The organism is Microcoleus harperi Pol14_C6, from assembly GCF_036701295.1.
Taxonomy (GTDB): domain Bacteria; phylum Cyanobacteriota; class Cyanobacteriia; order Cyanobacteriales; family Microcoleaceae; genus Microcoleus.
The window spans coordinates 19766-32290 of sequence record NZ_JAUBQN010000045.1; the positions used below are offsets into that span (position 1 = coordinate 19766).

8 protein-coding genes are annotated in these 12525 nt (G+C 47.5%); 3 read left to right on the plus strand and 5 right to left on the minus strand.

Annotation, left to right across the window (positions count from 1 at the left end; all coding sequences use genetic code 11):
• Positions 1-41: 41 nt before the first annotated feature.
• Both QUA27_RS23305 and QUA27_RS23310 read right to left on the minus strand, forming a co-directional pair.
• On the minus strand, positions 42-1856 hold the full coding sequence (locus QUA27_RS23305) for a CHASE2 domain-containing protein (protein ID WP_333070919.1): 1815 nt from the start codon (positions 1854-1856) through the stop codon (positions 42-44).
• A 567-nt stretch (positions 1857-2423) separates the two neighbouring features.
• Complete coding sequence (locus tag QUA27_RS23310; RefSeq protein WP_333070921.1) at positions 2424-3530, minus strand: FecR family protein; 1107 nt, start codon at positions 3528-3530, stop codon at positions 2424-2426.
• Between the two features lie 669 nt (positions 3531-4199).
• Between QUA27_RS23310 and petP the strand changes: the two genes are divergently transcribed.
• Positions 4200-4400 (plus strand): cytochrome b6f subunit PetP, encoded by a 201-nt coding sequence (gene petP / locus QUA27_RS23315; protein WP_333070922.1) that lies wholly within the window; start codon positions 4200-4202, stop codon positions 4398-4400.
• A gap of 185 nt (positions 4401-4585) precedes the next feature.
• Positions 4586-5680, plus strand: a complete 1095-nt coding sequence (locus tag QUA27_RS23320) for a Get3/ArsA fold putative tail anchor-mediating ATPase NosAFP (protein ID WP_333070924.1) — start codon at positions 4586-4588, stop codon at positions 5678-5680.
• A gap of 276 nt (positions 5681-5956) precedes the next feature.
• Here the strand turns inward: QUA27_RS23320 and QUA27_RS23325 are convergent, their stop codons facing one another.
• Both QUA27_RS23325 and QUA27_RS23330 read right to left on the minus strand, forming a co-directional pair.
• Positions 5957-8023, minus strand: coding sequence for an elongation factor G (locus QUA27_RS23325; protein ID WP_333070926.1), 2067 nt, complete (start codon positions 8021-8023; stop codon positions 5957-5959).
• A 317-nt stretch (positions 8024-8340) separates the two neighbouring features.
• Positions 8341-10254, minus strand: coding sequence for a heavy metal translocating P-type ATPase (locus tag QUA27_RS23330; RefSeq protein ID WP_333070927.1), 1914 nt, complete (start codon positions 10252-10254; stop codon positions 8341-8343).
• Between the two features lie 161 nt (positions 10255-10415).
• Here QUA27_RS23330 and QUA27_RS23335 point away from each other — a divergent pair, with 161 nt between their 5' ends.
• On the plus strand, positions 10416-11516 hold the full coding sequence (locus QUA27_RS23335) for a precorrin-8X methylmutase (protein WP_333070928.1): 1101 nt from the start codon (positions 10416-10418) through the stop codon (positions 11514-11516).
• A gap of 329 nt (positions 11517-11845) precedes the next feature.
• On the opposite strand, the gene QUA27_RS23340 is transcribed toward QUA27_RS23335, so the two are convergent.
• Complete coding sequence (locus tag QUA27_RS23340) at positions 11846-12385, minus strand: MgtC/SapB family protein (protein WP_333070929.1); 540 nt, start codon at positions 12383-12385, stop codon at positions 11846-11848.
• Positions 12386-12525: the final 140 nt, after the last annotated feature.

The following is a 12525-nucleotide window of genomic DNA, read 5'->3' on the forward strand; positions in this document are numbered from 1 at the left end:
TTTGATACGTCAGTCCTGAACCAATGCCCAATGCCCAATAACTAATGCTTTTCACCCAAAATAGCATAAACCACAGTCTCTTCTTTTTTGCCCCGCAATTGAATCGAGCCTACTTTTTGGCCTTCGTAGCGATCGCGCACGTAAGCAAAAGTCCTCGCCGTCACCAACAAATTAAAAGGACTGTCAGAAACAATTTCCTTATTCATCGCTTCCAATCTAGCAGCAACATTGACAGCATCGCCGATCACAGAATAATTCAAACGCCGGGAACCGCCGACGCTGCCCGCAACTAACTGTCCGGTATGCAAACCAATACCAAACTTAATTAAAGGTTTGCGTTCACTTCTAAGCTGCTGGTTAAGTTGGTGCAGCCGTTCGTGCATTGCAATACAAGCCGCAACTGCATTCAAAGCATCTTGTTGAATTTGCCGATATTCGGTATGGCAAAAAGGTACCCCAAAAACTGCCATAATTGCATCACCGATGTATTTATCTACAACACCGCCGTGATCCATAATACAGTCGGTCATCGCTTCCAAATAATTGTTCAACCAGGTGAGCAAATCTCGCGGTCGCATTTTTTCTGAAATCGAAGTAAAACTACGAATATCCATAAACAGCACGGTTGCTGTAAGCTCTTGAGGTTCGAGTTCTCCCTGTTCAAATATCTCAGCTTTTCGTTCCCAAATAAGCTGAGCCGTCTCCGGAGCGACGTGCTTTTCAAATAACCTCATCAACTGCTGCTTTTCGTACTGTTCCCGCAGTTGCAAAGCAGTGCCAGCTAAAATGAGAGTGCCGATAGGTGCAGCAATCGGAACCCACCAAAAAAAGAAGCCAAATAGCAAAGCCGCAGCCGCAATCCAAACAACAGGCAAACCGAGAGCGATCGCAATTCTCTCTTGAACACCTCGCTTGGACAGAACCAAAGCGGTAAGCGGGCCAATCCCCAACAATAACAAAATTTCTACCAGTACCGGCAGCCGCTGCAGCAAGCGTTGATTGAGCAAATTGTCAACCAACGCTGCATATAAATAAACCCCAGCCGTAGTCTTGTTGAGAGGTGAAGATATGGGGTCTAAACCCGTAGCAACTATGCCAACTAAAACTAACTTATTGGCCAGAGCGTCTGCAGGAATTCTACCTTGTACCACATCAACAAAAGCATAGGTAGATAGATTTTCTGTTTTCCCCGGCCAGTTAATCCAAACTTTTTTTTCCTGCTTATTTTTTGACTGGGGAAGCAATACTGGATCTTCGGGGTTAGCAGCATTGTACCTGTGAGTCATGGCTAAACCGAAATTAGGAATCCCGTTGAGAAAAATTTTTGACTCGCGGCTAATACCGTCGCTATCGGCTTCTTGGCTGATGTGGCCGACACCTGCGGCGACTGCTTTTAAAGATGCTACGGGTTCTTCTTTGAGGGTTCTAGGGAGTACAACTTTGCCGTTGGCGGCAATTGCCGGGGCTAAAATATCATCTTTAGGGCTTGGATCGAGGAAAAGAATGTCAAAACCAACGGCTGTGGGGGGGGATTTTTTCAGCGCCTCTAGCAGTTGGGCGTAGCGGTTGCGAGGCCAAGGAAATTGACCGTATTCCTGCAAGGAATGCCGTTCGATCGCAATTACTGCAATTCTCTTATCCCATCCCGGATTTGGAAAAAAACCCGATTCTCGAATTTGAAATAGGGTTTTGTATCCCAAATATTCAAGGGGTTTCCACATTCCAAATTGCAGCATGGCGACAGACATTATACCTACTATTGCTCCTGTCATCCAGGGAGGGTTTGTGGCTATATAGTGCCGCAGACCGAGCAGTTGATTTTGTTTGAGACGATCGATCCATTCTTTGAACTTCATGCAATTAATTTTACGCATTCATTGACATTAGACTCCGACTTTCGAGAGGAGTTATATCCATCCTCAATGAGTCGTAAATTTTTTCACCCACTCCAACCCTCACCCGATCGAGGGGAGGGAGTAAGAAATTCACAAATGATGCGAGGCTTACTATATATCAATTCCGGTTGCACTCCTAGGGATTGTGAACTTGTGACAGTTTACTCTTGACTCGGTATCTAAAAACTGAATGGTTGAGTGTTAACTGTTGACTCAATTTGATTATTTAGATGCAACCGGAATCCCTAGTAGAGTCATGAAATTTTACAAGACCCTAATGGCGAAAGGTTAACGCCAAGTTTATTTATTTTGACTAATCTGTTGGGCATCTAAATTATATTTGTAGGCGGGCGAGACACCTCACAATAATTGCATTAAACTTGACTTTAATATTTAGACGCGACTGGGCTTACGAAGTTTCACCGCGAAATGCTTCGCCCCTCTACGAAATAATCAACTCAAATAAGACTTACGATCTAACTTACTTCCTCCGAGACTGCCCGCGCACTTTACTCTTAGATAGGTTGTTTAGGGAACTGCGAGGCTATAATGCCGTTCTGTGATTGACGGGCCTCGGACTACGATTTTGAGACGGCGGCTTGGAGGTAAAATTCCTTGGATTTTGAAGTTGCCATTTCGATCGATCTTAATCGCTTCGTTGTTGACATAAATTATGTCGATCGGGTTAATTTGACCGCTGAGGTGATAGATATTGCCACTGAGTCTCAACAAGCTGCGGACTTTGAGTTTAGCTAGGCGAGGGCTGGCTGAGGGCGCCACGGGCGAGGTTTGAGGGAAAATTGTGGTAGCGTTGCCGCTGTTGACAACTAATTCCGAGTCGGTGTTGCCGGATACTACGACTGCACCTTCAATAGTTTCGACGGCGGTTTTCCCGCCGCCGACGCTGACGCCAAAGGAGGTGCCGCGAACTCCAGCAACGCCTTCTGGGGTTTCAACTCTGACTGGGGCGGTTTTGGCAGAACTTTTTTGTTGGGCAATTTGACTGGATTTGCCGAGTCCGCTGAAGGTATTGAGGGCGGCTATTTGGTTTGGGGGGATAATTGTTGAGGTGTTGGCTGCGGGAGTTGTCGCAGCAGTTTTGCCGATCGACAACCTGACTCGCCCCCTGCTGACAAAAATCGCTGTGTCTTTTTGGCCGCCTGCACTGCTTGACAAATTGGATATTCTGACTGCGGTTTTTTCGGCAACTTCCACGATGCCGGCGTCGTTGTCGATGCCTAAACGGGCTGTGGAATCGGGGCCGGTGATGATTTCGTCTCCGGGGGCGAGTAGCCGATCGCCCACAACCGCCGGCCGTCCTTTAAAGCTGACTGTACCGCGAATTTCTTCTATTTCGAGCGATCGTCCGGCCGCTGTTCCCTGGGCGTTTATCGTCTCTGCTGGGGAGGAATTAGCCGCCACTGTTGCCGGATTTGTTGGAGCTTTTGAGGCTGTTGGCAGTGCTGACGGTCGATCGACTGAGATAATTTTAGTAGCGTTCGACGGCTGTTTGGGGGACGGAGAGAGCGGACTGGCGATCGTCCCACGACTGAGTGGCAGACAGGCGAACACAGCTAACGACAAACTTAGGAGCGGAATTTTGGTCGAGCGCCCACAGGTAAAAATTTTATTCATAATTTCAATTTTGTCATCTTGAAGTTTCTAGACTTCCTTTCCTGTATCAGACACCCTAAATCCGGCAATCGTTCCACTTTTTATGCCGTAACACAGCAGTAAAAATAAAGTTTCTCAACATGAAATTTTAGCATTAAATCTTCTTTTTATTGTCAGATTGTAGTAAACTGTTACAACATGGCACTTTACTACAATCTGACTTCGGAAAATTTTGCAATCCAGACTCCAAGTGCTTTACAGCATTGATGTTAGCCAATGTCAATGTTAGAAATAGAAGATTTATATATAGCAAAGATAAAATTAGTTAATGCTTCTGAATGTCTTTTGGCTTCTTCCGGAAGGATGACTAATTGGAAATAAATCTTGTAGTTGTGGCAATTAATAAAAAGATTGTTTTTGCGAAGGGATAAAAAATAATTATCTCCGTGGTGCGCGAGGCTCTGGAAGTTGAGCTTGCCGCTGTGGAACCTGATGAAGCACACCCAAGCGAATTCGGGTAGACGATCGACCAACCGCGACTAGAATACCGTCTTTTAGGGAACGTTGGTGGAAATTTCGATGGAAAATCATAGTGAGCGATCGCCTGCTGGTGTTGCTGTTCCGAAGTAGACGCCAAACTGTAAAATAAACGGTTGTATATAGGTTATATAGAGCAGGAGAACAATTTCCGTGGCAATAGAAGTAGGTCAGAGAGTGAAGGTGCGCCGTCTCAGAGATCGGATACCTGCAAATATAGTGGGCAAGATAAAGGAGAATCCAGTAGGCACTGTTGACGGATTCAAAATGGTTGACGGTAGCGGAGTAGGCGTGGTTGTCAAGTTTGACGGTTTTGCGACTTGGTTCTTTGAAGATGAGCTAGAACCCGTTTAACAGATTTAGAAGGAAGAAGGAAGAAGGAAGAAGGAAGAAGGAAGAGGAAAAATTTTCCCAATTCTTCCCCTCTCCCACTCACCGACTCTCCCACTCTCCTCTTCCTCCATTCTCCCCCCTCCCCCACTCTGGCTGAAGGTTGCGCTTAAATGTTAAAGAGTAAGCTTTGGCAGTGAGAACAGAAAATGGCTTTGATTTTGACATTTTTGGGCAAAGGCGGCACTGGCCGCAGTACGATCGCGATCGCAACAGCTAAAAAATACGCGGCTCAAGGCAAGCGAGTTCTGCTGCTCGGCCAAGATCCTGGCCCTGCATTGGGTATTCTGCTAGGGGTTCCTCTGACTCTCAACCCCCAGGAAATCGCCCCCAACCTCAAAGCAGTTCAGGTGCAAAGCGCGCCGCTGCTAGAACGCAGGTGGGACGAAGTTAAACAACTAGAAGCTCAATATGTCCGCACTCCCTTTTTCAAGCAGATTTACGGTCAAGAATTAGGAGTTTTACCGGGGATGGACAGCGCGCTGGCGTTGAACGAACTTCGGGAATACGAGGACAGCAAACAATACGATGTAATTGTTTATGACGGCAATGGCGGCATGGATACGCTGCGGATGCTGGGAATGCCGGAAATTCTGAGTTGGTACATCCGCAGGTTCCGCCAAGCTTTGGTAGATTCGGATTTGGGGAAAGCGCTTTCACCTTTTATTCAACCGGTTGTCAGTACCGTGTTGACTGTGGATATGTCGGGGGATAATGCTTTTCAATCGACTAAGCAAGTCGATAATCTTTTGGATAAGGGTAAGGAAGCGCTGGCCGATCCGAACCGCACGGCGGCGTTTTTGGTGACGACTGGGGATGCAAGTGCGATCGCAACTGCCCGCTATCTTTGGGGAAGTTCTCAACAAGTTAGCCTGACTGTGGGCGGTGTCATTGTCAATCAAGCACCGGTTACAGAAGCTCTTACTGCCGATTTTGAGCCTTTGACGGCTGTTTCGGTTCCGGCGCACAGTGACAATAACTGGCAGCCGCTAATTGATGCTTTGCCAGATTTTTCTGAGGCGGCAAAAGCTCCTACACCGATTAACATAAACATTGCACAGCGTCAAGTTAGTTTGTTTTTGCCTGGGTTTGACAAGAAAGAAATTAAATTGATTCAATCCGGGCCGGAAGTAACGATCGAAGCGGGCGATCAGCGGCGCAATATTTTGCTGCCTCCGGCGCTAACTGGGAAATCTGTTACTGGTGCTAAGTTCCTGAACGGTTACTTGATTATTTCTTTTTAGGGTAAGGAAGAAGGCACGACACGGATTTTGACACGGATACACTGATGAATTATCGAGTTCTCTAATATCATGTCTCGTTGATTCGCCATCGTATAATTTGTGCGATCGTAAGGGCGGGTTTCACCCACCCTAATCGCCTCAAACAAAGAATCTCAACCACCTGTCCCCACCCAACGGTAAATCGCAAAGTACATTCTGATTTGCCGTGGGGCGAGGGCGGGTTTATTTATCCTTTGCATTATTGTCAAGATGGTTGGTGAAACCCGCCGCTACAGCTTAACTTTTACCGTTGCCGTTTCCATTGCCGCCAGTTGTTAGCAAAACCCGCTTAGCTAAAGGTTCCGGCACTTCTTGCAATCGATCGAACTCCCAATTAAAAAATCCGACTCCCATTGTCTGCGATCGCAATTCTACGATCAAATTCTGCATTTCTGCGATCGGCAAATAAGCAGAAACTGCATCCCATCCCTTCCAGTCTTTTTTACCTTCGTAGCCGAGAATTTGGCCGCGGTGTCCGCTGACCAACTGCAACACCTTTGATGTACACTCGTTCGGAGCGCAAATTTCAACTTTGGCGATCGGCTCCAGTAATGCCGGTTCGCACTTCGCCATTCCCTCCTGCATCGCCAAACGCGCCGCTTGCTTGAAAGCTTGTTCGGAACTGTCCACAGAATGGTAGGAACCGTTCGTCAGCGTCACCGCTACGTCTACCACCGGAAAACCCAGCGGGCCGCGATCCAAATACTCGCGCACTCCCACTTCCACGCCGGGAATATACTGTTTGGGGACGACGCCACCGACTATTTTGTCGGTGAAATTGAAGCCTTCTCCGCGAGGCTGCGGTGTAATATCGAGGTACACGTCGCCAAACTGTCCGTGTCCGCCGCTTTGGTGTTTGTAGCGCCCGTGGATGGAAGATGCTGGTTTGCGGATGGTTTCTTTGTACGGCACTTGCGGTAAGTGAGTTACCATCGGCAAATTATACTTGCGACGCAACCTGTCTAAGGCTACTTTCAGGTGGATTTCGCCTTGACCCCAAAGTATAATTTCATGAGTGTCGCCGTGCTGTTCCCAGACTAAAGATGGGTCTTCTTCTAGCAATTTAGCTAAAGCAGAGCTCAGTTTAACTTCATCGTTGCGCTTTTCTGGGACGATCGCCAGTGCGTAGACAGGCGGGATGATTTCGGCTTTTGGCAATTCTTCCGATCGGTCTAGCGCTAGCGTATCGCCTGTTTTCACGCCTTCTAGCCTTGCCACAGCAACAATTTCCCCGGCGCTGGCGGACTGCAAACTTTGCGTTTGCTGGCCGGTCAAGCGGTACAAACCGTTAACTCGAACGCCGTTCAAAATTGCTCCGTCTGCCAGCGTCCCCCGCCACATTCTCACTAGCGATAATTTGCCTCCCTGCAGCGTGTAATAGGTTTTGAGGATTTGAGCCAGAACTTTGTTTTCACTTTGTATAATGCCGCGGCGATCGGCTGTAGTTTCCGGTGTCGGCGCTTCCCTCAGCAAAGCTTGCAGCAGAGGCCGCACGCCGAAATCTTGTTCTGCCATGCCGATGAATACTGGCACAATTAAATCTGCGCCTAATTCCATCTTTAAATCGCGGGTAATTTCTTCAACGTCGGGATTGATTTCTTCGAGCAATTCTTCGAGTAAATGGTCGTCAAAATTCGCCAGTTCTTCGAGCATTTGCTGCCGCGCTGCGCTTTCTTGTGGTTTGAGGTGTTCTGGAAGCGGGACGGGATCTGCTGCGGCGCCCGGATGGTAGTGGTAAGCTTGTTCGGTTACTAAGTCGATAAAACCGATGATTTGTTCGTTTTTGCCGATCGGATATTGGTGAGGTACGATCGGTCTACTGGAAACGGATTTGAGCGCCTCGATTACCTCGGTGAAGTTGCTGCCGCAAGTAGTTTCGTCTGTGCAAGCTCGATCGATCTTGTTGATGAAAACTAGGTGGGGAATTTCCCAATCGTCGAGGAATTTAAACAGGGGTGCGAGGGTTAAAGTGCGATCGGCAACGGGTTCGCAAACAATTATCGCCGCATCCACACCAATCAGCGCATTGTAAGTTTCTTGGACAAATTCTACCGAGCCCGGACAGTCGAGAAATGTGAAGCGGACGCCTTGATATTCAGCGGTGGCGGCGTTTACTTCTACGCTCATTTGGCGATCGCGCGCTTCGGGCGAACTGTCACCTATTGTGTTGCCATCTTTGACATTTCCTTTGCGGGTAATTGTCCCTGTCACCGACAGCAAACTTTCGAGCAGTGCGGTTTTACCGCTTAAATAAGGGCCAACAATTGCAACGTTCCGCGTGGCCCCAAGGACTTTTTCGTTCATATTGCCTCCAACAGAAAACTTGTTTTCCATTGCTCTTGGTGCAATCTGTTCTATACCATTTTCTAGACTTTTTCTAGGTTAATTTTTATTGCAGTGTCGAGCAATTTCAGATTTTGGTATGATTCTATACTTTTGACGCTAGCGTATTTTGAGTGACGCAAACACAAATTGTAGTTTTTCTTAATATTTTTTTGAATTTTTAACCGCAGATGATGGCAGATTAACGCGGATGAACGCAGATAAGACTTTGGTTCCCAGGCAGAGCCTGGGAACGTATTTCAATTTGGCTCTGCTTCGATTTTAGCTGTTTTTGGTGTCTAATTTCTCAGCAGTCGCAAACCGCTTAAGGTTACTATTACTGTAGAGCCTTCGTGACCGATGACGCCGAAAGGCATGGTGATATTTCCGAAAAAATTAGCCGCCAATAACAGCACAATGCAACTGAGTGCAAAAACAATGTTTTGTTTGACAACATTTTGAGCGCGGCGGCCTAAACTAATTGCTTTAGCTAGTTGCTCTAACTTATCTGCCATTAATACGATATCAGCATTTTCTAAAGCAACATCGCTGCCGGAAATCCCCATCGCAATGCCCACGGAAGCTTGAGCGAGGGCAGGGGCGTCGTTGATGCCGTCTCCCACCATTGCTACAGTTTGATACTGGGTTTGCAGTTGTTTAATTGCCTGCACTTTGTCTTCTGGCAAAAGTTCGGCGTACACTTCTTTGATGCCTAATTGGCCGGCGATGTGTTGAGCTGTTTGCTCGTTGTCGCCGGTTAGCATAATTATATGTTCTACGCCTAATTTTTGCAAGCGTTTTACCGTTGCTGCTGCTTCGGGGCGGATGGTATCTGCTACTGCAATGATTCCTAAAAGCTGCTCGCTCTTTGCCACCCAAACAACGGTTTTACCTTCGGCTTGCAACTGCTGGCTGATTTGAGCTAATTCGGAAGTTGCTTCGACAAAATCGGCTTTACCAATGGCAATAATTTGATTGTTGACTTTGCCGACAATTCCTTGACCGATTTTTGCTTGTACGTCGGTAGCGGTTGACAATTGTAATTGTTGCTGCTGGGCGGCGCTGACAATTGAAGAGGCGATCGCGTGTTCGGAATGAGCTTCTAGGGCTGCTGCCAATTGCAGAACTTCTGTTTCAGTATATCCGGCTGCTGGTACAATTTGGATAACTTCAGGTTTTCCCGTGGTGAGAGTTCCGGTTTTGTCAAAGGCGATCGCCCTGACTTTACCAATCATCTCTAATTGCGCGCCACTTTTAAACAAAATCCCCTGTCTCGCCCCATTAGCAATTCCCGAAAGCAGCGCCGGCATAATCGAAGCCATCAAGGCGCAGGGAGAGGCGACTACTAGGAAAATCAGCGCCCGATAGATTGTCTCTTCCCAATTCCAGCCCAAAACAAAGGGTGGAAAAGTTGCCAGCAGCAAGCCTAAACCGACAATTAATTTAGCATAACCGCGCTCGAATTTTTCCACAAACATTTGAGAAGGCGGCGCTGCGGTTTGCGCTTCTTGAACCAGCCGAATCACTCGCTGAATCAAGCTGCTTTCTGGAGTTTTATGAACTTCGAGTTTCAGCGCGCCGACACCGTTAATTGTACCAGCATAGACTTCATCGCCGCTGGTTTTTTCCACGGGCATCGATTCGCCGGTAATCGAGGCTTGATCGATCGCGCTGCTGCCTTCAATAATTATCGCATCTGTGGGGATGATTTCTCCGGGCTTGACTAAAATGCGATCGCCAATTTCCAATTTGTCGATCGCAACGAACCGTTCCCCGCCGTACATTACCACCCTAGCAGTATCCGCAGTCAAACTCATCAAACTGCGGATGCTGCGTTCAGTCCGCTGCATAGCATAACCTTCAAGCGCGCCGCTAATTGCAAAGATTAAAATCAACACCGCACCGTCAACAATTAAATGATATTCTTGCCGCCACAGCCCCAAACCGGCTGCGCCCAAAGCAGCGACAATCATTAACAAATCTACATCTAATTCGCGTTCTTGAAAAAGCGTAGTTAAGCCTTCGCGGGTACTGGAATAGCCGCCGATAACATAAGCTGCGGGTAAGATTAACACGGCTACACCCAGCCAGCCGAATTGCAGGGCTAGCGAACCCAAGATTACTAGAATTCCGCACAGGGCGGCTGTTAAAGCGTCGGGATGTTCTTCTGCTAACTGGGAGATGCGAGAAATTGACAAAGAATTAGAAATCATTTGTAAAGGTTGATTTGGTAGAATGACTCCTGTAGCCTAAACCTTGACATTAATGTCAATGTCAAGAGTAAAACCAAACAAAATTACAAAACTCAATAACGCTCCATACCCATCTGCATCCATCCGCGTTTATCCGCCCATATCTGCGGTTAAAAAATCCCATGCAAGAATACCTGACAATCAAACAACTTACAGAAGCGGTAAAAGGGACAATTACCCCTCGGATGGTGCGACATTATCACGCTTTGGGGCTGCTATCTCCGGCCGTGCGATCGACCTCTAACTACAGACTGTACACCCGCAGTGACGTGCAAAGACTGCAAAGAATAGTCGCACTCAAGCAGCAAGGCTTTCAACTGTCTCACATCCGCAAACTGTTAGAAACAGACGCGGATGCTTCCCCTGACGCGCTGATAGCGACTCTGCAACGGCAATATCTGTCGGTTATTCAGCAAATTGTTCGCCTCAGAGAAACGGCTTCGGCGCTGGAAGGATTGCTGGGACGGGATATTTCCTGTCAAGCCGTGCAAGCGGACGCCCTGGCGCAATTAAGGCTGTTGCAGGCGGAAACTGAGGGGGGGTTGGATGAGTTGGAACAACTTTGGGAGGGTTGGGATGCGGGGGCGCACACTCACCCGGAGGATTTTGGGGAGTCGTTGCAGCAGTTATTGCCGGATTTGGGCGATCGCTCGGAAATTGAGGTAGACTTGCTTTCTAAACTGGTGTTAGCCTGCGGTGATTGTTCGCTGCTGCCGTTTGTGAAGTTGAGCGCAACGGCGATTAAATCGGCGCGAGAAGCTTTGAAAAATCAGTGTCAAATTGTGGCTGATGTGCCGCCCGTTTTTGCTGCTTTGGATGGGACAAGATTGGCGCATTTGGGAACAAGTATTGCAACTTTAATTGACGATCCGCACATCAATGCTGCGGCGGAAGCGGAACAGGAATTCTGGCAGCAGGGTGAGTGGTTTGAAAAGTTGTTGAAACTGGAAAAAGGATGTATATTGGTGATAGGATATGCGCCGTCTGTGCTGATGGCGGTTTGCGAGGCGATCGAGAGTGGCCAACTTCAACCGGCTTTGGTAATTGGAATGCCGATCGGTTTTAGTCATTCTCCGGTGGCGAAACGGCGGTTAGTGCGATCGGGCGTTGCTTATATTACGACTGTGGGGACTTTTGGCGGCGGGTTGTTGGCGGCGGTTGCTTTGAATGCTTTGGTTGAGTCTTTGATTGAAAAGCCGAATTGTCACTGTCATCTCAAGTAAAAATTGGCTTGAGAAAAGCGTACAACTCAAATTCTCCTGTATCGGGATTTGTTTGATAGCGCAATTCTGGCTTGAAACCTAGTTCAAAGAGTATGGCAAAAAGAAGTGTTTATATTCTAAGTATTGCTCCGATTTTTCGGGTTTAAGACAGCAATATCCGACTTATTTACTCAGGCTCCTCTCACCCATAAACAAGATTTGAATTCTATTTTCACCTAAAAATTTCGGAGCTTCAAGCCAGAGCAATTAACCGCAAAAGGTACTCAGCTACTCACCATTGTCTTTGACCGTGGTGAGTATATCTTGTACTTTTTAAAAGGGAAGCTCAGTTATTCTGGCTGCCGATCTTGCACTGAGGCGGCATCTTTGACTCGTGTTTTTGGTTGGCTGTTAGCATAAGCACGAATCAAGGCAGACTTCTTAAGCCGTTTGACGCCACTCAAAACCAAGAGTGCAAACAGCGTTCCTATCAAACTCATCACCCACAAACCGCAGCCTGCCGCTGCACCTAATCCGGCAGCCAACCAAATAGTTGCGGCGGAAGTTAATCCTTTTACTTCAGCTTTACCCACTGGGTATTGAGTTTGTTGCAGAATGATTCCGCCCCCCAGAAAGCCTACCCCTGTGGCAACTCCTTGGATAGTTCGGCTCAAAGCATTGGAAGAGGAAAAGGTGCTGTCGCCATCCATCTGCAAAGGAATCATTACAAATATAGCTGCGCCTAGACTCACAATCATAAAGGTTCTTAAACCTGCTGGTCTACCTGGCTGCTGGCGGTTCATGCCGATCGCGAAGCCTACCAGTAGTGCAGCCGTCAGCCTAAAGGTGACTGTTTGCCAATCGTTGGGGCTGAAAAAGATAGAACTCATTGCCTGTACTCCTACTAGAACTGGCTCTTCACGCGCACGCATTCCCAGGCGTGGCAGGCTGACTCAATCTAACTCCGGTTAGTCGCTAGATTTACTAGGGAATTCAGGTTAAGTTTAAGTTAAGACTAAGTTAAATTCAA